Annotated in this window: 16 protein-coding genes and 1 rRNA gene; 15 read left to right on the top strand and 2 right to left on the bottom strand. The window is 46.7% G+C overall.

Translation table 11 applies throughout. The annotated features are described in order from the left end of the window. Positions 1–63: 63 nt before the first annotated feature. From Mpt1_RS00685 to Mpt1_RS00695, 3 genes are all read left to right on the top strand, one after another. Positions 64–987 carry a DUF6508 domain-containing protein gene (locus tag Mpt1_RS00685; protein ID WP_048111333.1) on the top strand — a complete coding sequence of 308 codons (924 nt, stop codon included), beginning with the start codon at positions 64–66 and terminating at the stop codon, positions 985–987. Positions 988–1,100: 113 nt separating this feature from the next. After that, positions 1,101–2,372: a transglutaminase domain-containing protein gene (locus Mpt1_RS00690; protein WP_158386708.1), complete on the top strand. Its 1,272-nt coding sequence runs from the start codon at positions 1,101–1,103 to the stop codon at positions 2,370–2,372. Between the two features lie 316 nt (positions 2,373–2,688). After that, on the top strand, positions 2,689–3,957 hold the full coding sequence (locus tag Mpt1_RS00695) for an InlB B-repeat-containing protein (RefSeq protein ID WP_158386710.1): 1,269 nt from the start codon (positions 2,689–2,691) through the stop codon (positions 3,955–3,957). A 20-nt stretch (positions 3,958–3,977) separates the two neighbouring features. On the opposite strand, the gene Mpt1_RS00700 is transcribed toward Mpt1_RS00695, so the two are convergent. Beyond that, positions 3,978–5,738: an alanine--tRNA ligase gene (locus tag Mpt1_RS00700; protein ID WP_048111340.1), complete on the bottom strand. Its 1,761-nt coding sequence runs from the start codon at positions 5,736–5,738 to the stop codon at positions 3,978–3,980. A 143-nt stretch (positions 5,739–5,881) separates the two neighbouring features. Continuing rightward, entirely contained in the window at positions 5,882–7,117 is a 1,236-nt protein-coding gene (nifB, locus tag Mpt1_RS00705; protein ID WP_238603128.1) for a nitrogenase cofactor biosynthesis protein NifB, read from the bottom strand. Positions 7,118–7,234: 117 nt separating this feature from the next. Between nifB and Mpt1_RS00710 the strand changes: the two genes are divergently transcribed. The 12 genes from Mpt1_RS00710 to map all read left to right on the top strand — a co-directional run bounded on the left by Mpt1_RS00710 (position 7,235) and on the right by map (position 21,846). After that, the gene (locus Mpt1_RS00710; protein ID WP_052399214.1) at positions 7,235–7,621 is read left to right on the top strand and encodes a DUF61 family protein; all 387 of its coding nucleotides are present in this window, start codon (positions 7,235–7,237) and stop codon (positions 7,619–7,621) included. A 277-nt stretch (positions 7,622–7,898) separates the two neighbouring features. Further along, a complete protein-coding gene (locus tag Mpt1_RS00715; RefSeq protein WP_048111344.1) occupies positions 7,899–8,822 on the top strand; it encodes a PASTA domain-containing protein in 924 nt (307 codons plus the stop codon). A gap of 5 nt (positions 8,823–8,827) precedes the next feature. Then, complete coding sequence (locus tag Mpt1_RS00720) at positions 8,828–9,256, top strand: hypothetical protein (RefSeq protein ID WP_048111346.1); 429 nt, start codon at positions 8,828–8,830, stop codon at positions 9,254–9,256. A 54-nt stretch (positions 9,257–9,310) separates the two neighbouring features. After that, positions 9,311–9,880: a hypothetical protein gene (locus tag Mpt1_RS00725; protein ID WP_148305784.1), complete on the top strand. Its 570-nt coding sequence runs from the start codon at positions 9,311–9,313 to the stop codon at positions 9,878–9,880. An 11-nt stretch (positions 9,881–9,891) separates the two neighbouring features. Beyond that, positions 9,892–10,509, top strand: coding sequence for a hypothetical protein (locus Mpt1_RS00730; RefSeq protein ID WP_148305785.1), 618 nt, complete (start codon positions 9,892–9,894; stop codon positions 10,507–10,509). A gap of 54 nt (positions 10,510–10,563) precedes the next feature. Then, the gene (locus Mpt1_RS00735; RefSeq protein ID WP_048111350.1) at positions 10,564–13,218 is read left to right on the top strand and encodes a hypothetical protein; all 2,655 of its coding nucleotides are present in this window, start codon (positions 10,564–10,566) and stop codon (positions 13,216–13,218) included. A gap of 3 nt (positions 13,219–13,221) precedes the next feature. Next, positions 13,222–13,686 carry a hypothetical protein gene (locus tag Mpt1_RS00740; RefSeq protein ID WP_048111352.1) on the top strand — a complete coding sequence of 155 codons (465 nt, stop codon included), beginning with the start codon at positions 13,222–13,224 and terminating at the stop codon, positions 13,684–13,686. Between the two features lie 31 nt (positions 13,687–13,717). Next, positions 13,718–16,090 carry a hypothetical protein gene (locus Mpt1_RS00745; protein ID WP_048111354.1) on the top strand — a complete coding sequence of 791 codons (2,373 nt, stop codon included), beginning with the start codon at positions 13,718–13,720 and terminating at the stop codon, positions 16,088–16,090. 453 nt (positions 16,091–16,543) lie between these two features. Further along, positions 16,544–19,457 (top strand): 23S ribosomal RNA (locus Mpt1_RS00750). A gap of 225 nt (positions 19,458–19,682) precedes the next feature. Next, complete coding sequence (locus tag Mpt1_RS00755; protein WP_048111356.1) at positions 19,683–20,324, top strand: MBL fold metallo-hydrolase; 642 nt, start codon at positions 19,683–19,685, stop codon at positions 20,322–20,324. 9 nt (positions 20,325–20,333) lie between these two features. Continuing rightward, positions 20,334–20,963, top strand: a complete 630-nt coding sequence (locus Mpt1_RS00760) for an L-threonylcarbamoyladenylate synthase (protein WP_238603153.1) — start codon at positions 20,334–20,336, stop codon at positions 20,961–20,963. Beyond that, the gene (map, locus tag Mpt1_RS00765) at positions 20,956–21,846 is read left to right on the top strand and encodes a type II methionyl aminopeptidase (protein ID WP_048111361.1); all 891 of its coding nucleotides are present in this window, start codon (positions 20,956–20,958) and stop codon (positions 21,844–21,846) included. The genes Mpt1_RS00760 and map overlap by 8 nt, the downstream gene beginning before the upstream one ends. Positions 21,847–21,867 lie beyond the last annotated feature (21 nt).

Below are 21,867 nucleotides of genomic sequence, written 5' to 3' on the forward strand. Positions count from 1 at the left end.
CTATGCACAAATATCATTTTACACGCACATTATAAATCTCCATAAAACGTAAATCGAAAAAGAATGGACGAGAAGATCGGGAAAGAACTGAAGGACTGGGCGGAAGCATTGTGCACATACATCCCATACTTTGAAAGCATTGAGGGAATGGAAGGATGCGGGTGGTTTTTGGGTAAACAGTCCCCGGACAGAACAATAAGGGTGTTCTACTGTTCGGAACACTATAAGTTAAGAGATTTTTTCGATTCCTTCTATTTCGGTCTGTTCATGGGGATAGGGCTGGAACCGGAGAATTTCCTAAGCGATTCCGTTGGACCGGACATACGTAAAGAGTCGATCCGACAGGCAGACGCCGCAACGGTTCTGGAGACATTATACTTCTACTATCTTGAGAGATTCTCAGACTATTTTTCTTCAAAGGGAACCAAGGACGGCATCATTCTTATGGCGCTCTACAGACTGAAAGAGATACTCGAGAATGGAGAGATGTCACTCAGCGGGAGATATCTTCAAAATATCCATCCAGAGGAGCATTACTCAGTGTACAGATACAAATACAGGGTGATGGAGGACAGATCCTCATATAATTATTACAGAACGTGCACTGAAAAACTTTGCTTTTTCATTCCGTTTTTCGAGAATATAAGGGGCAAGCTGCCTGTGGATTGGTATCCGGAAGAACGTCCGAGAAAGGCCTGCAGAAAAACTTCACACCTCACATACGATGAAACGCTGTCGGAGTTCTTCAAACTGATATGCGATACCGGCTTTCGGGACTTCGATTATTCTGTGATATTGGAATACAAGGGAACGACCGAAGATCTGCTTGAGCTGATAAGCGTCTCAGATGCCGAGATATCAAGAGCAATGCTTACATTCTACTGCCAATGGGAAAGATTCGACGCGGGACTATGGAATGTCGGAGCCTACAACGGTACAATTCTGACAGCACTTTACAGGCTCAGAGAACTCTTTCTGAATGGTTAACGTTCAAAATTAGACCCCCAATTCCGCTTTGAGCATATATGTAATTAATATATACATATATTACATATATAAATCGGAGAGTAATAACTACGAAAAAAAGACGCATGTTTGTGTTGGGAATAGTAATGCTTGTAGTGGCTATTTTTGTAATAACTCTTTATGTTTCGTTAGAAAGAACGGACATGAACAAATTCAACGATGCCAATCGTCCGTCCGATCAGCACCATAGCGTGAGCATTTCCACTAATTACCCGGATGCCGGAACGATAGCTTCCACCGAGGGGTGGGTCCTTTATAACGATACTTTTGAGTGCACAGTGACGTCCGTCTCGCCCGGGTATGTTTTCGAGGGGTGGTTCTCCGATCACAGGTTGGTGTCGAAAGAGATGTCGTTCGACTTTGTGATCGATCACGATGTTGTGCTGGAAGCCAGATTCTTCAAATTATTCGATGCGTCGTTCACGATCACTCAGACGAACATCGTTGCTCCGACGGAAATGACACTGACCCCTAATGCCGTCGACAACATCGTTGGGAGAGAATGGGTCATCAAAGATGCTTTTACTGGGGAGCAATATAGTTATACAGAATCACAGGACAACGGCAGTATAACCTTCTCTGTAGCAAAGGGAACGCCGCTACTAATCTCGTATACGATAGAATATTCCAATGGGGACAGCATGACACAGAACACGACCGTTGTGATCAACGAGGATGTCACCAAGACCTTTAATTGGAGATATATGAAGGATAATATCTACTCACCTGTAACCAACCTCCTTTCGATAAACAACGGTTCAGTTTCGTGGAATGTTCTGGTCCCTCTCACAGAATACTATTACGCAACAAAATCAACGTTGCCGAGGACAGGCGCCACCGGCGCATATAGGGTGTTGGGGGACTACGTTACATCAGATTCCCGCGTGATAGTGCATATGGCAGAGAACCTTTCTGTATTCACATCCCAGATGAGCGATATAGCCCGTGCGGATTTTGTTCTTAAATTCGTTCAAAGCCTTCCGTACCAGACAGATCTCGACGGAAAGGGAGTAAGCGAGTACTATAAATTGCCCATAGAGACCCTTTGGGAAGGAAAGGGAGACTGCGAAGACCATGCCATCTTATTTGTCGCACTGATGAAGGCGCTGGGGTACGATGCAGTTCTTTACCACATATATTGCTACGATTCGAACGGCAAGTACACCGGTTCGCATGTGGCGGCAGGCATTGCCGTGGAAGGAGCAAGCGGATACAGCACAACGGTTGACGGGGTGGAGTATTTCTATTGCGAGGCAACGGCCGAGGTCGGCACAAGCTGGATAAACCAAGCAAATGTGGGGTACAAACCGGATGGATTCACGGTGGTTGAAACTTGGAAGATCTAAAAAAAAGGAAAGAGATCGGGCGGAAGTTCGCCCGGTCTCACTCCAACTATTCTCACGCCGCAACAGAAAATTACTTTTTTCTGTTGCCCCGATTAAGCAGACTTTTCACATTTCTAAGGGCCAATCGCAGAGATCCCGGAAGATATCTCCGACTTGGAGGTCAAAATGTTATATCCATCAATATTTAATTTTTTCTTAAGAAATTTTATTGTTATGACCAACAGAGAAAGTTGTCGAAGTACATAATATATAATATGGATGCGTATATAGTAAATATAATAGGACGATCATGAATAAGAGGGGGCGGATAGTCGTATTGGTAATCGTAGTTTGCACTGCGTCTGTATTAGGGGTAATGCTCTATTCATTTTCGCACGTAACGAACATCAACGAGTACAACAGCACTCATGTTCCAAATAATTATCACAAGATCTCTTTATTTGAAAATTATCTGGACGCGGGAACACTGTCCTCCACAGGAGGATACGTCCAACACGGTGGCTCCTTCGTCTGCACCGTAACGCCCACTTCTTCCCAATATGTTTTTGACGGGTGGTACAGTGATCAGACGTTGGTCTCGACATCGAATTCTTTCAAATATGTGGTAGAGTGCGATTCGAGCCTGGAAGCAAGATTCCATAAAGTGTCCGATGCAGCGTTCAGGATCACGCAGACCAACATCGAGGCCCCAACGGAAATAACACTGACGCCGATATCTCGCGATAGTGCGGACAAGCTGATGTGGTCGATTGAAGACATGTCCACATTGGAAGAATTAAATTACGCGGATTCGGGGAACAATGACGGAAGCATCACGTGTTCCGTGTCGAATGGATGCCCCATTTCCATCTCTCTCACAACCACCCATCCCAATGGGGAAAGTCAGAAGCAGAATCTGTTTGTCATTGTCAACGAGGATATGGTAAAGAGTTTTGTATGGAGGTATCAAGAGGACGAGATATTCTCGGAAGTAGCCAATGTCCTCTCTATCAACAACGGAGCTGTTTCGTGGTCTTTGACGATCCCTTATGCTGAGGAACACGCGGCAGAGAAATCAACCATCCCAAGGGACGGCGCAAGCGGTGCATATGATGTAATTGCGGATTTCGTCACTGCGGACAATCCGGTGATAATGCAAATGGCAGATGACATTGAGATATTCACAGCACAAATGAGCGATGTAGAACGTGTTGACTTTGTGCTTAAGTTTGTTCAGAGTATTCCGTTCGAAGAAGATATTGCCAGTAAAGGAGTGAACGATTACTATAAGCTGCCGGTGGAGACCCTTTGGCAGGACAACGGAGACTGCGAAGATCATGCGATACTATTTGCCGCAATGATGAAGGCAATGGATTATAAGGTTGTTCTGTACCACGTGTATATCTATTCGGGCTCCACATTTACCGCCGCACATGTGGCTGCGGGCGTCGCGGTAGATGGCGGAAGCGGATATTATACAACGTTGGATGGTGAAAAATATTATTACTGTGAGTCTACAGCCGAGGTAGGTTCAAGCTGGGTCAACCAGGCAGACGTGGGGTATATTCCGTCAGGATATAAGATAGTAGAGACATGGATAGTCTAAAAGAGATCACTGCGGGACGTTCATTCGACAACAGCCTTTATCCTTCTGACGCCGGCCGCAGAGCTCTCCTCTTTCATTATTTTGAATGATCCGATCTCGCCGGTGTTCTTGACGTGAGGTCCGCCGCACAGCTCGACAGAAACATCTCCTATGGAGTAAACTTTGACGATCTCTCCGTACTTACACTGAAAAACTCCCTCAGCATGCCTTTTTTGAGCCTCTTCGTAAGGTATTTCCTCGCACACCACAGGTATATTCGCGTTGATCACTTCATTGACAAAATCCTCGATCTTCTTCAGCTCTTCAGGTTCGACCTTTCTGTCCAAGTTAAAATCGAATCTCAGTCTCTCGGCGGTAATGTTCGATCCCTTCTGGTGTATGTTCGGATCGACGAATCTTTTAAGTGCGGCATTCAATAGATGCGTAGCAGTATGCAATCTCGTTGTTTGCTCGGAAGCATCGGCCAATCCTCCTTTGAATACCTGATCCGACCCGGCTCTGGACTTCTCCTGATGCTCCTTGAATCTGTTCTCAAAGTCGGCTATGCAAACCGTGAACCCTTTCTCCGCCGCGAGCTCCTGCGTCAATTCGATCGGGAACCCGTATGTGTCATACAACCTGAATACGGATTCGCCGTCAAGCTCTTTCTTTTCCCCGCTTTCGGAGATCATTTCGTCGAATCTCCTCAAGCCTTTGTTCAAAGTTCTGTGGAACTTCTCTTCTTCGGCGGTTATTTGGGCGTAGATCGAATCTTTATTATTTTCCAATTCAGGATACGCCGCGGAATATTCCGAAACGATCACCTCGGATATCTTCTGCATATTCACTCCTTCGATCCCGAGTTTGGACATGTATCTGCTTGCCCTTCTGATCAATCTTCTCAGGATATATCCCTGTCCCATCTTTGACGGAACGACCCCGTCACCCAACAGGAAAGTCGATGCTCGAAGGTGATCGGCAACGATCCTGAAGGACCTTATGTCATCTGAATATTTCTTTCCTGATAGTTCCTCAAGCTTTCCGATTATCCCTGTGAACAAGGATGTCTCATACACATTCTTCAACCCGTTGACGAAACAAAGCGTCCTTTCGAGCCCCATCCCCGTGTCAACGTTCTTTTGTGCCAGAGGGACGAACTTTCCGTCTTTGTCTTTATTATACTGCATGAAAACGTTGTTCCAGATCTCAGTGTATTTCCCGCATTTACAGGCGGGCCCGCATTTCGGCCCGCATTTCTTTTTGCCGTTATCGAAGAATATCTCCGTGTCCGGGCCGCAAGGCCCGGTCTGTCCGGCCGGACCCCACCAGTTATCCTTCCTTCCGTAGAAGAATATCTGATCGTCCCTGAACCCAAGATCTTTCCAATGCCGGGCGGTCTCCGTGTCTTTTGGTATCCCCTCCTCTCCTTCGAAGGCGGTCACCGCAAGCTGATCCCGTTTGATGTTCAGTACATCCTTCAGAAGGTCGTAACTGAACCTTATCGATTCTTTTTTGAAGTAATCTCCGAGGGACCAGTTCCCTAACATTTCGAAGAACGTCAAGTGGGAATCGTCGCCCACTTCCTCTATGTCTCCGGTCCTGATGCACTTCTGGAAGTTCACCAACCTCTTTCCGCCCGGGTGCTTCTCTCCCAGAAGATACGGAACGAGAGGGTGCATCCCCGCCGTTGTGAAAAGGACGGTAGGGTCGTTCTCGGGTATGAGCGAAGCCGATCTGATGTAGGTGTGTCCTCTTTCTTTGAAGAAATTCACGTATGCGTCCCTGAGTCCCTGAGCGTCCATTTCTGTTCACCTGATATGAATGGTGTGGCGATACTTTTCTTATTTATATACGCTATGAAAGGATACAATCGAGATACGATACAAAATTGAGTATTAATTCCACTCATTTTTGGACCATAATGTGGCTTATATGTTAGACTACTTCAAGGTCTAAATGTACTTTTCTTGATCATCCCGGAAGATATTCTGACGGTCTTTCCCCTCTCCGCCAAAACTTTGGAGGGCATATGTCCTATCTCTTTTACGACAAATACCGTACAGTCATTCAATTGATCAACGATGCCGTTTATGTGCTCTTTGTGTGAACTGCCGACAACCTGTTTTGAAGTATCGACGTTTACTGTCCTAATCAGCTTTACTCCCCCATTCGAAACCGAATATACATCGAACCTGGAAGCGTTCCCGAATCCGCTGTCGATGTTCTTTCCGTCGGACGTAGCAATCGCGACCCTTAAAGGGTCGCTCTCATCGATATCGATCATCAAAGGAGTAGAATTCTCCGGTGACGGGCCGCATCCCGCCTGACAGTTCTTCATCTTTGCGAACTCGGAGGACCTATCCTCTCCAAGGAGACCTATCGCATCTGCCCTGCATTGTTTGCAGTGTCTCATCATTTTGATGTCCAACTCGCATTTATCCATCAGCTTCTTCCTTTCTTCAGGCGTCGGAGCCCTCTTATCGCTGAATTTCGTACCTTCTACCGGTATCAGAGGCAATATGTTGACGATGTACACACCAAGCGACTTTACTTTCTTTACCAACTCAGGTATGTGTTCGTCGTTCACTCCGGGCACCATGACTATGTTGATCTTCACGACCATTCCGATCTCAACACATCTCCTGATGCCTTCTAGCTGATTCTTCAAAAGGATGTCTGCGCCTTCTTTTCCTTTGTATGTTCTGCCGCCCCATTGCACCCTGTCGTATACCAATCCTCCGACATCGGGGTCGGAAGCGTTCATAGTGACGGTCAGGAACCTCACTCCGAGATCGTACAATCTCTGTGCATTATTCGGGAGGGCCAGACCATTGGTCGAGACGCACAACGTAAGCTCTGGGAACTCTTTGTTCACAAGCTCCAGCGTGCGGAATGTTTCTTCATTGGCGAGAGGATCCCCCGGCCCTGCGATACCGATCACTTTCAGGGCAGATATCTTCTCTTTCACAAATCTGATCTTTTCGACCGCTTCTTCCGGGGAAAGCACTTCGCTAGTGACTCCCGGCCTGGATTCGTTGCTGCAATCATATTTCCGATTGCAGTAGTTGCACTGAATGTTGCACCTTGGAGCAACAGGAACATGCATCCTTGCGAATTTGGTGTGAGCGTCGGAATCATAGCACGGGTGTTCTTTGATAACCCCTTCCAATTTTTTGTCCACATTCACTAAATATCCTTCGAATATCTATTACTTTACAGCCAACCAATGTTTGTTTCGATTCCCACATATTACTAATGTAACAGATAAAATAAAGAACAGCTGCACAATTCCTAATTTGTGGACATAGAGCGCACCATCCGCGACATGAACAGACATGTTGCCGTTTCCAGGAAAACCCTTCTTGAGTACTTGGAATCCGGATTAGATTCATATGATACAAAAGACGGTCAGAAATGCTCTGTAGACCGCAAAGATATCGAGCTTCTCGCAGCCAACTGCACTGAGATCGAGAAGATGAGGCTTCGAATACCTATATTTGTGAGCACGGATACATCATACGAAGGCGGAGCGTGGAAGATCGAAGGGAAGGCAGAGGTGGCTGTTGTGTCTAAGCTTTTGAACAAAAGAGTACACACAGACGACTTTCTGAGGATATATTTCCCGGACCTCAAGGATCTCAGAAAAATGGTGCCCAGTGTGATAAATGTGGTATTCGTTCCGTGACGCTGGCCACTCTGCGTTATATCGATCGACTTCTTAAAGGTTAAGAGCTGGAAGACTTTCGGCGATATCGATCCTCCCACGTAGGCATAGGCCAGGGGCTCACCTTCTAATGATGAACACTCACGCCTGGCTTGCACGGAATGTACAGAGTGAGTGTTCTCAATGCGGATTTCTGTCCTCATAAGTTTGTGTTCAGAGGTTGGTTGATTCGTGAAGATTTTAAATAGTAAATAATATGATATATTTATCTATAGGATATATTTTTTGAGGCGGAGATATGCCAGAAGAAGATAATACAGCAAAGGAAACCGCAACAAAACCCGTAAAGGCGGTCAAAACAAAGGCTAAGCTGGCAATAAATTCTGCAGAGACCCCTGTTGCGGCAAAAATAAGAGACGCCCCCGCAACAAAAATATCGATCGATCCTTCAAAAATAAATGAGGAAGTGATCAGAAATGCCGCATCCGGTACCGTGAAGGTCGGAACTCCTGTCGGAAGCGCCGAAAATGTAAAGAAAGAACCCGCGCCGGTGGAGAACAAGTCACCATCTGAAGCCCCGACTGTCCCCGCTAATCCCAAAACAGGTACTATAGATGGGGCCTCATCTGCAACGGCAACACAATCCTCAAATGGAAAGGCAAGCGCTGATGAGATGTATTCGGATATTGCAGAAATTCTCAGCAATCTCGGGGAAGGGCTTGCAAATGCCCAAAGGCAGCTGGACATAAGCGCACTGATGACGCAGAAGCAGATATTAGAGGATGATGTCCTCTCCGGTTACGGGCTTTCCGCAAACTGGTACGTCATCCCGGAGTTGGAGTTCACTCTGAAAATAACGCTAAGCGTTGTGACGCAGCAGACAGAAGACGGCACTAAACGCGTAAGACGTACAAGACTTTTTGCCACGCCCTTAAACGCCAAATATAACAATCTATACAAATCAGAAAAAACGGAAGAGAGCACCCTCAGGGTAAGATTCGTTCCGGTTCCCATGCCAACAGTAATAAAGATACCGAATCTGCTCGGTTCTACAACAGATTCGGCAAAGAAGACCCTGCTGGGTGCGGCGATAAAATATTCGTTCATAGGTGAGGACGGTTCGGCCTGGAACAAAGAGACCGGGATCGTAGTAGCTCAATCCACAGCGGGAGGAGAGATCATGCTGGCAGATAACACGCTTGTAGTAACGGTAAAGGAGTGAGCACAATGGTAACACCAACTATCGACGATCTTGCGATGAGAGTGGAGGCATTAGAGAAAGCACTGAGTGTGGAACCCGCCAATATTGGAGCCTCATCGCGGACACTGTACGCTGCATCTGTACTGACTCCCGATGCAAAGGCCGTTCTGGAAAAGAGGATAAACGATCTGGAACTGGCTAAATCAAAGGTCAGTAATGCATTCACATCTGAAGATATCTCGAATTATCTTGGAACGGTAATCGATAAATTCAACTCAAAAGCTAGTGGGGGGGATTCGTCCGTCGCATATATGGTGAGCAACGTGGACCTTGAGCTGAAAGCGCAGGTTGTGCGGGAAGGTAATGACTTCAAGTTCATGAGTGCCGACCCGGAAACGAGGAGCGTCGAAAGCATGAGCACCATAAAGATATCGGTGAGGGCCGTGCCCAAGTAAAACGCAAAAGGAGTAGAGAAACAGATCAGAGGATAAAAGACAAGGAGGAATAATGTGACAGACGTAGGACAAGAGTTATTGAACGTACCGTTCCCAGAGATGGTAGTAAAGTTGGCCTCTGCGATAGCGGAAGGACAGTTGAAGCTGGATCTGGTGAGCTGTGAGATCGCAAAGATCATGGGCGATTCTAAGAAAGCGAAAGTGGAGTTACCGGATGTTCTCTCAGATGACAACGGGGTAATAGAAACATCACTGATCGGTGCCGGTTTCCAGCCGACATTCTATCAGTTCACAGACACGATAATCGAAGTTAAGATGGCAATCTCCACGACATCAAGCCATGAAGCATCGATCTCTACATCCGCAAGTGCGAGTGGTTGGGGGGTATGCTCCGCATCGATGAACGCCTCTTACACTTCCAAATATTCGTATGAAGCAAGCGGGTCAAGCCTGCTCAGGACCAGGATAACACCGGTCCCGCCGAGCACATTCCTTCAAAAATTGTTGGAGATAAAGGCACAGATGGTACAGCTTGAGTTTCAAGCAAAGATAAAAGAGGCAGAGGCAAAAATAGCTGAGAATACAGCGAAACCGGCCGCAACCACGGAGAAGACAGGTAGTTAAGGGTGAATTAAATGGGAATCGGACAAGAAATATTGGATGTCCCCTTTGGAGACATGGTATATCAGGTAGCGTCTGCGATCGCAACATCACAGGCAAAACTTGACGGAACATCGATCGAGCTGCTGAAAATAATGGGGAATGTGGATAAAGCACCCGTGTCCCTGCCTTTGCTGGACGATGATGACAGTAAATCGATAAAAACCTCTATGATAGGAGCAGGTTTCCAGCCGACATTCTATCAGTTCTCAGATGCTATAATCGAAGTGAAGATGGCAATAACGATGAGTAGAGAGAATGAGTACAGTAGCACCAGTGAAACAGAGTACGGTCCATCAACAACGACCTCCTTCAACCTGAGGAACTTTACGATCAAACAGTCATCGATCAAATCGAGTACGATCAACGCCAGCTATACGAGTAAGTACAACTTCACCGAAGAAGCAAGCAGCACTTTACGTGTCCGTCTGGTGCCGTTGCCGCCAAACCCGATCATACAGCGTTTCATCGAACTCAGGGCGCAGAAAGAGCAACTGAAGTATGAAATCGAAATGAAAAAAGTAGAACTCGAAATGCAGAAGATGGATGCCGCGAATCAGAAAGAAATAGAAAAACTTTCGAAAACGGCCTAAGGAATGAACGCCATATCCATTGGCGCACATTTCTGTGCTAGAGTGAGATGACTAATGAAATTGCTCACGCACGTCTATCTGGCAAATCTCATCATAGATGAGATCGAGAAGACAGGCGAGCTCAATATACCCGAGGTAAAGGGAAACTACTCTTCTGGGAGCTTGAGGGAACCCTTTGCACCGAACACCGAGCCTGGAAGCAAATCAGAGAAGGAGCTATGGGAAAGTGCGGGGTTCAAGGAGGAGAAGCCCCTGTTCTTTCCCCTAAAGGGGGGAAGTCACACTGTGCCCGACGAGGTCAAAAGATCCATCCTGAACAACAAAACATTTTTTAGGGGAGGGGCCGCAGCGTGCGGACTTCTCCCAGATATAATTTTTAGCAGATACATTATTCACCCCTCCGACTCTGGGATATGGATCGACTATCTGTTTGAGCGATTCAGGATGCTCTCTCCAGGAAAGGAGAGGGATGAGGTCTACGCCTTCATTCTCGGGTGTATGACCCATTATGCTACGGACCTGTTCATCACAGCATATATCAATGAATATGCGAAAGGTGCGTATGACCCGAAAGCGAAGGACGGAGGTAAGAAACACGTACTTATCGCCGACTATATCGACGCAGCAATATCGGATAAGATATCCGACCAGGAAAGGACAATATCTGTCCCTAGCCGGTTCATTGCTTCATGCTTCGCCGACTCTGCCGGGATTGAAGACCAGATAAAGAAGGTCGAGAAGAGGTCCAAAGATCGGGCAAAAGAGAAAATTACAGCGTACAACGGGCAGGAACTTCTTCCGCTGCGCAATAGGTCCTTCAAATACCCAGTGGCCGAAAAAGAGGTCAGATGCATACAATCAGAACCGCTATATCCTCAAGACGTTGAGGAAAAAACAGGCGAGATGGAAAAGTGGGTATCCTCTTGGGCCGCAGTAGCACAAAAACTTCTGAAAGGAGAAGGTGCATCGACAGCGATCCCATCCGTCATAAAGGAGTTGGAAGCAGCATCACCGTACAGGAGACTTGCCGAAGGGATGTATGGGCCGAAAAGATCGATAGGTAGTATCGAAGTAGATATAGAGGGGACGATACTCGAGCTAAGGCCAAAGGATAAACTGAAGAACGATCTCAAAAAATTCGGAAAGGAAAAAGATTACCCATTCGGCAAAGAAGGCGAATTCAAGGCTTTCTCTCTTTGTCTCGCGGCCTCAAAATTTTGTCTTATGGGAAACAAGGAATTGAACAAGTATCTGGGAAAAGAGACTTTCAAACAAGATGAGGGGAAGCATTTTCTCAGAAGGGTCCACCTGGTGGTGACCGAAGACAAGCACCTCATCGATACATTCCCCGACGGCAGGACACTCTGCGGCATTGAGATATCAACAAAGAGCAGAACAGTCGCTTTCAGCGTGATGCTCTCTGCTGAATTCGCAAGGACCGGAGAGACCCTGATCGAAATAACGGCTCCGGTGCCTGTCGATGAGATAAAAAAGATCACATTATTCAACGCAAGCAACTTTGAATGGAATTTCAAAGGACTCGAGATCGAAGACGAGGAAAGCGGGACCACCATCGCAAGAGGGACCGTGTCGGCAAAGGTGGTGTCGGGGAAAGACTTCCCAGTGGAAGTAGACGAAACTGTGCTTAAAGAGATAGCAACGGCACGGGGCACCGCACAAACTATTGATGTGCCAGCAGGAATAATATCATGGCTGTATAGTCTCGATGGGCGGGACGAACCAAAGGACGAACCAAAGGACAAATCGAAGGACACATCAAAAGATGGATCGGAAGATGAATCAAAGGACGAAAAAAAGAAAAAGAAACAATGGGAAAGCAAAAATTTTGCAATATACAAAGCACTGACCGATAAGAAAGATTTCAAACCAGGTCTTAAAGCGGATATCCTGTCCGAGGATTACGGCGAGACAAAGGATAAGTCGAAAACGTCCAAAGAAAAGGAGGGAACGGAAGGCAAGACGGAAGAACCCGCCGAAATAACGAAGACCCCCGAAGGGGACATGATGGATGTCGCCTTTGAAGGGAAATATGTTCCTTTGAAAAAAAGGGTTTTTTCAGGCCAGAAGAACCCCGCACCCGATTCAAAGAAGGAGGGTGGGCAAAGTCAAAAAAAGACAAAAGAAAGCGGCAGTCAGGATGAGACGTCCGGAACGGAGGATAAGGAAGAGAAGCCCACTTCAAAGAAAAAAGATAAGGCCGATATGGACAAGACCATGGACAAAGAAGAACCGGGGCCCAAATCCAAGAAGAAGGACAAAACAGATACGAACAAGACCATGGACAAAGAAGAACCGGGGCCCAAATCCAAGAAGAAGGACAAGACCGATATGGACAAGACCATGGAAAAAGAGGGAGCCGAAGAAGAGCAACCGAAGAAAAAGAAGGATCCAGGCGAAATATCCGAGAAGAAAGACGGTGGCGGGATGAAAGATACCCTGGATAAAGGCGGCTTGGAAGTATCGTTTAAGAAAAAAGACACTAAGGAAATGGACGTTGCCATGGATAAAGATGAGCAGGAGACCCAGCCGAAAAAGAAAGATGCCGAAAACAGTTCGAAAGAGCGGAACGGTGCCGATATGGATAAATCCATGGATGATAAAGGATACAGTGCGAACGGCACCGAGAAAAAGAAAAAAATAATGAGATGGACAGTTCAAAAAGGAAAAGATCCGATGGGGGACGGCTGAGCTATGGATGAGAAACTGCTCATAATCACAGACGGTCTGAAAGGACTCAATAATTCTGCGATCGAAATGATCATCAAGGGAGAATATGCCGAGGCCGAAAGGATGTTCGAGACCATTGAGAACACATCCAGGCTGTTCGGATATGAAGGAGGAATAGGGATGGCGAGATTGTCTTTGGCAAATGTCTCTATATTGAAGGGGGATGTCTTCGAGGCATTGGCCCATATAGAGGTCGCCGAGTGCTGCAATCTTACCGGCAATGATGGCGAGACTGTATGTTCCCTGCACAAAAAGATCGCCTTGATGGCTTTAGAGGTAGGAATTAGAATGGAAAACTCAGGTGAGCTGAGAGATGCGTTGGACCTCTTCGAAAGGATACACCCATATTTGAATGAAAAACGTGCTGTGGCCGTGAAAGAAGAGATCCTGAACTTAAAAGAGTATCTTGATGGGGGCGGAGAGCCATGATCAGGAATAACATTGAGAGTGGCGATGAAAAATGAAACCGCTCACCAGCCTATTTCTTGCGAACCTCCTGATAGAGGAGATCGAGAGTACGGGTAAACTGGTCTTTTCCTTTTCAAGCGGCGAATACAAGAGGGGCACACTCAAATCTCCGCCGGACAGCAAAAAAGAATCGGATGATATCATCGAAAAGCTTGAGAACAAGAATAAAAAACCCGAACAGCCCCTGGTCTTTCCGATCAAAGACCGCATCTTTCAGGTTCCTCCTGAGGTAAGAAGGGCGATCATCGAAAACAAAGAATACTTCCGCGGAGGGGCAGCCGGGAGCGGTCTTGTTCCGGACACTATATTCAGCAGGTCGATCGTTCATCCCACTGATTCCGGGATGTGGGTCGAATATCTTTATGAAAAAATGCGTGCGCTCCCCCCAGGGAAAGAGCGTGACAATGTCTATGCATTTGTGATGGGGTTGACTGTAAATTATGCCGCGGGCATGTTCGTCGATGCATATGTAAGCGAATATGCCGCTGGCTGGTCATCGGGTACGGTTGATACGATCGCAAAACGCATCAATGCGATAGAAGACTACATGGACAGCAAGGTCTCCGGCGTTGTGAAGACTGCCGACAGGAATGCTGCGATACCTTCAGACTTCCTGAAAGCATGTTTTTCCGATGTAGACGGCATCGAGAAAAAAATAAAAAGTATTGAGAAGCGCAAATATACAATACTAATTAAAGAAGGAACAAAAAAGAAGGAATACGCTGATGAAAAGGGTACCGAACGCTCTGATGGGACATTATCGACCTACAAGGCGGGGAACATGCTTTTGCGTCATTTTTCTGTCATTCTCAACACAGTCAGAAGTTTCACTGTCTATGACCCCGAAAAAGAAACGTCTGTGCATACAAAAGTGCTGGGGTCGGACGGAGCCACTGAGAAGGTCGCAGCATGGGCGGACGAGATCGAAAAAGCTGTCAAAGAGTGGATTTCTGTATGGGGGAAGATCATGCAGGGGGTTTTGAACGCCGAAGGCGCCCCGTGCGTGGAAAAACTCGTCAAAACATGGCATGCAGATCATTGGAAGAAGATCACTGCAGTGCCGGAAGGGTTGGATAAAGAAAAAGATGGGATAAAACAGGTAATCGAGCAATATGAAAAGATCTCCGAACTATCGAAACTAAGGGCATTGAAATTTGAAGAGGGCAAAGAAATATCGGAGGTCCTGTTCCCTAATCAGTACTTATGGATGAAAGAAGCTTACAAAGTGGGAGAGTTCAAGAAACTCAGCGATCAGGATGTGAATACTCTCTTTGACAGCAAATTCGACGGTGCCACAGGCCTGTATGGATCACTTGACAACGACATGAAGGGATTCGGTTCCCCCGAACCATATGACGAAGCCACAATGATCAAACTAAAAGAGAGGCTATCAAGAGTTGTCCTCCAATACCCGTATGGCATAGCAGAAAAAGAATTCCGTGCTTTTTCTTTGGGTATGTCTGTCTCCAAGCTGTGCTTGATAGGGAACAAGGGCCTCAATGACTATTTGGGCCAAAAAGATGCGTACAAAGCTGCCGCTCCCGCATACGCCGTCAGAAAACTGACGCTGAAGGTAACGGCAAGGCAGAATGATTATGATGAGATCGAACCGATAGAATACGGTCCGATACGATTCGAGGTACGCGCTGAAAAAACAGGTACCTTAAGGACGCGCATAGAATGTAAGTTCGGCAATGGGAAGTCTATTGAAAAAACATTGGATCTTCACAGAATGATCCCGTATGATGACATAAAAGCATTCAATATTTCAATAAAAGGAATGGATTTTTGGAATATCCAAACAGCTGAATTATTGGACGCAGATACAAAAAGATCTTTAGGCACAATGAAAAACAGCCTCTCCACAGGTGAGGACGAAGGGTTTGAGATCGAACCTGTTAAGAATCCTTTCGAGGGCGATAAAGAGTTTGAGGTGCCGTCCGCGATAGTATCTTGGAACTATAGTCTTAATGGTAGAGACATAACCGGAGAGAACCCCGCGAAGTACCGGTCTTGGGAGTACAAAGAATTTGTAATTTTCCGCGCAGTGTATGAGAACAAATCCTCCCAATCGGATTCGAAATCGGCGTCAAAAACTGCCTCCGGTAAGGGCAGTAAAACATCTTCGAAAGATGGTTCGGATCCATGGGCGAAATATTTCGATATCTCAAGTTTCATGGACATTCTTTATTCTTTTTTTGGCGTAAAGAAAGAAAAGATGAAAATTCCCGAGAAAGCGGACGAAGACGAAAAAATGAGCATCGATAACGCTAATGGGAAAAACAAAAAGACCAATGATGGCGATGGGAAGGAGATGGATCAGACCATGAAAAAAGAAGATAAGTCACCACAAGAGAAAATATGATGTTTTCTTTATTGGTATGAATTGTTCGTTCGTCCTTATTAGTGAAATAATGAATGAGCAAATAAGGAACTGAGAAAAATTGTGCCCAGCGTGATCAATGTTGTATTTGTTCTCTTACGCTGGCCATTCTGAAAAAGATTTATATACAATTTGTGAGTAAAGGGGTCTTGCGCGATGAAACCCATCGTGTGATTCGTGATTTATTTCGCGAATATTACGCTCACAGAACGCAAGTTCGTGACACTATTCCTGCTGCTGTAGTAGATATTATATACTACTCCTACATCGGGAGTACCCTGAGCTTTGAAAAATAAGCCTGGACATACAATCATGCACCCGGAGAGAGGTCCTCTTTCGGGGAAGAGACGGAAGGGCTCCGTAATGGAGGATGAGATCGGATACAGCCCAATGACCGTCGATCATACGCAACCTGGACGTGTGCTAGATCATACGCCAGCGGCGATGCTACGCCGCATGGGGGATGGTTCGGCTAGAGTGCTGAAGAAGGTCGTGTCAAGCTGCGATAAGCGTCGGGTAGGTGCAAGAAGCCTATGATCCGATGATCACCGAATGGGACTTCCTATTCTTCGGAATGTTCAGTAATGAACGGGAACGCGGGGGATTGAAGCATCTTAGTACCCGCAGGAAAAGAAATCAAAACGAGATGCCGTTAGTAAAGGCGATCGAACACGGTATAGGGCAAACTGAATCCCTTATAGAAATATAAGGGAGATGTGGTGTTGTAGGCTCTTTTATTCCTAAAGCGAAAGATCCAAAATTGACTGGAAAGTCATGCCATAGAGGGTGATAGCCCCTTAGGAGAAGGTCGATATGGAAATTTTAGAAGTTCTTGAGTAACGTGCGTTGGATATCGCGCGTGAATCTGGGAGACATTCACTTCCAACCCTAAATACAACTCTAGTCCGATAGCGCAGTAGTAGTGTGAACGAAAACTGAAAAGTACCCTTAACGGGAGGTTAAAAGACCTGAAACCATGCGGTTATAGATTTAAATAGCATCAAAGGAAAGAAACCATTAATTGGTGGACCAGTGTTATTTTGTTCGTTTAGAAAAACGATCCATGGAGTTCTGATCATTGGCGAGGTTAACTATTCAATTAGGAAGCCGAAGGGAAACCGATTGCCCGCAGTTTTTAATGAGGGGCAAGGTGTGCTCGCCTGGAGTCAATGGTGCGGATACCCGAAGCCGGTCGATCTATGCCTGAGCAGGATGAAGCCTCTCGAAGGGGAGGTGGAGGTCCGAACCAGTGCTGATGTGCAAATCGTTTGGATGACTTGGGTATAGGGGTGAAAGGCCAATCTAGGCCGGAAATAGCTGGTTCCCCCTGAAACTAGTCGCAGCTAGATCTCGATCGAGATCGAACATGAGGTAGAGCACCGATTGAGTGTTTAGGGAAAGAAATTTCTCGGCATTCTGTCAAACTCCGAAATTGTGTTCATTGTAGACGTCGGGAGCAAGGCCATCCGGGGTAAGCTTGATGGCCATAAGGGAAACAACCCAGACTAAAGTTAAGGTCCCTAAATTTCGGTCAAGTGTAATATGAAATGGCGTCGGCAGTCCAAGACAACCGGGAGGTGGGCTTAGAAGCAGCCATCCTTTAAAGATAGCGTAACAGCTCACCGGTCGAGATTGTGGGCCCAGAAAATGGACGGGGCTAAACCGAGTACCGATACTTTAGAATGCAGAAATGTAATTTGGTAAGGGGGCGTGGTGCATGGGCAGAAGTGGGGCCGTGAGGTCCTGTGGACCGTGTACCAACGAGGATCATGGAGAGAGTAGCAGCAAAGCACGGTGAGAATCCGTGTCGCCGCAGGGGCAAGGGTTCCTTGGCAATGTTCGTCAGCCAAGGGTTAGTCGATCTTAAGATAACTCTTAATCGAAGTTATCGAATAGGAAACAGGTTAATATTCCTGTACCAGAATTTCCTTTGTCCACATCGTAGGATCGAGATAGTCATTGTACATTTGTCTGTGTATCTAAGTGTATAGGCCCATGAAGAACCGTAATGGTGAGAAGTGGGTGAAAGCATGATGGGGCGAGAGTAATCTCGCTTATGATGATTTTCGGTCTCCGTGAAAAAGGTGTGGTTACAGAAATTTTGTTCGTACCAAGAACCGACACAGGTGTCCCTAGGTGAGTAGCCTAAGGCGTGTTAGCATAATCAAGGCGAGGGAACTCGGCAAATTAGCCCTGTAACTTCGGGAGAAGGGGTGCCAGTAGAGAGATCTACTGGTCGCAGTGACAAGCGAACTCCGACTGTTTAATAAAAACATAGGTCTCTGCTAGTTCGAAAGGATGTGTATAGAGGCCGAAGCCTGCCCAGTGTCGGCATCTGAAATTCTGTTTCAACGGAACGAAGGACCGATAAACGGCGGGGGTAACTATGACCCTCTTAAGGTAGCGTAATACCTTGTCGCTTAATTGGCGACTTGCATGAAGGCTCAACGAGAGTTCGACTGTCCCCGCCTTGACGCTAGTGAAATCAATCTGTCTGGTGCACAATCCAGACCCCTCCATCTGAAAGCGAAGACCCCATGGAGTTTCACTACAACCTGTTGTTGTTGTAAGAATTGATATGTGTAGCATAGGCGGGAGACGTTACCCAGGACGGTGCGCTAGCATCGCTCCGAGTCACCGGTGAAATACCGCCCTTATTAGTTTTTACGACTCACCTCTTCGGAGGAACAGCTATAGGCAGGTAGTTCGGGTGGGGCGCCACGCCCTCGAAAAGATAACAAGGGCGCCCAAAGGTTAGCTCAGGTAGGTCAGAAATCTACCGAAGAATGTAAGGGTATAAGCTAGCTTGACTCGGAACCAGACAATAGGGTTCGGAGATAGGAAACTATGGCCTAGCGAACCAATCAACCTCCTGAATGGGGGTGATTGATGTCAGAAAAATTACCCTGGGGATAATTGAGTTGTCTCGAGCAAGAGTTCATATCGACCTCGAGGCTTGCTACTTCGCTGTCGGCTCTCCCTATCCTGGTGGTGCAGCAGCTGCCAAGGGTGGGGTTGTTCGCCCATTAAAAGGGATCGTGAGCTGGGTTTAAAACGTCGCGAGACAGTTTTGTTGCTTTTTGATGGAGGTGTAGGTACCTGACGAGAAGGACCCTTTAGTACGAGAGGAACAGGGGTTCGTCGCCTCTAGTTTATCAGTTGTCTGACAAGGCATGCTGAGTAGCCACGCGGCAGTGGATAAGAGCTGAAGGCATCTAAGCTCGAAGCCACCTTGAAAAAGAGGTACCAGGACGCTCATAAATGATGAGTTTGATAGAAGCCGGATGTAAGTATCGAGGTTCGCCGAGATATTCAGTCCTGGCTCACTAAAGTTCGTTTACGTCGCTGGATGTGGTCTAGCAGTCAAACAGGTTGCGTATGTGACTCCAAATTTCTATTTTTTGTAGATAACCTTTGTAGTCGTATGAAAATTCTCATCCTCAAAATATTTTTTTATTTCTCGTGAACACTGATATCGGTTCACAGGTGATGTTTCAATATTATTCTGGCAAGCGCAAAGAGTTGAAGATCGAAAATGAACAATGTTAAATATTGTTAATAATTCCGTTTTTACATGGTCGTTCATCAAGTCAATTCGGGCATGACTTCCGATTCGAATATTTATCTCGTTATCGGCAGCAGGGCCGCATTAATTGATGCGGGGACAGGCAATGAGAATAAGAGAAACATTGCCAAGATCAAGGAACTTCTGAAGGGAAGGCATCTCGATCTGATAGTCCTCACGCACTTCCATTACGACCACATAGGGGGATTAAGGGGTATTCAGGACGAGTTCGGGTCGGAAGCATTCGCAGGAGTCGGAGACGCTCCGTACATAGCGAATGGGGACCCGGCATACACCCTATCCGGACTGTTCGGTGATGAACTCGGTCGCTGCGAAATAACAGAATTGGTGGAAGGTGACATTATTGATCTCGGGGAACACAGGTTGCGCGTAATAAACACACCCGGGCATACATGCGGAAGCATATGCCTGTACGACGAGGCAACAAACTCTCTTTTTTCGGGAGATACGGTTTTCGCCAGCGGAATCGGAAGGACGGATTTCCCATCCGGTTCAACAAAAGAGCTGATAAGGTCGTTGAGGAAACTGAGCAGTATGAATATAAGTATGCTGTATCCGGGACATATGAACACAACGTCTGACGGAAACAGGGCGATAAGAAACGGCCTCTTCATGGCAGGAGGGATGTGATTGAAAATAGTGAAATGTGATTGTGCCAATGCGATCGATCAAAAAAGCGAGAGCGTTATAAAAGAGGCCGCCGAGGAGATCGCCGCAGGTAATCTCATTGTCTATCCGACAGAGACCGTTTATGGTATCGGTGCGGACATATTCAACGAAGTTGCGGTGAAGAATGTCTTCCTTGCGAAGAACAGGCCGTTCGATATGGCTTTGTCAGTTGCGGTCAGCGACAAAAGAATGATGGAGAAGATAGCAGTCGTTGATGATAAAGCGGAAAAACTGATCAAAGCATTCCTTCCCGGACCGTTGACCATAATAATCGAGAAGAAAAAAGAGGTACCGAACCTTGTAACATCCATGTCAAAAAAGGTCGGGATCAGGATACCGGACCATGTCGGTGCATTAGAATTAATAAAAAAGACAGGGCCTATCGTGGCAACCTCAGCAAATGTACATTCGCATCCGGATGCGACCGACATCAATTCAGCCGTAAAGGATCTGGGCTCTTCGATCAGTATGTACATAGATGACGGACCTAGCAGGTTAAAGAAACCGTCTACTATAGTCTGGATAATGAACAAAGAAGTGGAAATAGTTAGGCAGGGAGCGATAACGATCAAACAGATAGAGGATGTTCTCAATGCTTAATGCGGAAGAACTGTCGAAGCTCAGGAAGGCCGGCGAGGTCGCGGCAGCGGCAAGGAGCCTCGGAATGGATATGGTCAAAGAGGGCGTGAAGCTTTATGATGTCGCACAGGAAGTCGAAGGGTACATCCGTTCAAAAGGATGCGGTCTTGCTTTTCCATGCAACATCAGCATTAATGAGATCGCCGCACACTATACACCCTGCGTCGATGACAAAAAGGTGTTCGCTTTAGGCGACGTAGTAAAGGTCGATTGCGGGGCAGAGTTGGATGGGTTTGTCGGTGACACCGCCGGGACTGTGGAGGTCGGGACCAAGAAGTACCGCAGTTTGGTGGAAGCGTCAAAGATCGCAAGAGACACTGTGGCTGAATTTGTCGGCGTCGGCACCCCGATCAATGAGATAGGAAGAGTGGTGGAGATGAGCATGAAGCAGAATGGGGTCAAGCCCATCACTAACCTGTGCGGCCACCAGATAAAGCAATACAACCTACATGCGGGAGTATCGATACCGAACTACAATGACGGCAACACAGACAGGCTCAAGCCGGGAATGATCGTTGCTATAGAGCCATTCGCAACCAACGGAGGAGGAACGGTCACAAACGGACCCCCCGGAAACATCGTAAGGATACTGAGGGAAAGGAAGCTCAGTGATCCTAAGTCCCAGGAATTCTTCGAGTATGCAAGAGGGGAGTTCAAATCATTCCCATTCTGTGCCAGGAGCTGCGATTTCCCAGACGCGGAGAAGCATGTTAAAGATCTTATCAGACATGGAGTGCTTATGAGCTACGGTCAAATGATCGAGGCAAGGAAAGGTATTGTCTCTCAGCATGAGCATACTTTTTACATAGCCGGCGAAAGGGCGGAAATAACGACCCTTCCGTAAAGGTTTATTTACCTTTTGTTG

Source organism: Candidatus Methanoplasma termitum, assembly GCF_000800805.1.
In the GTDB taxonomy this organism is placed as follows: Archaea; Thermoplasmatota; Thermoplasmata; order Methanomassiliicoccales; family Methanomethylophilaceae; genus Methanoplasma; species Methanoplasma termitum.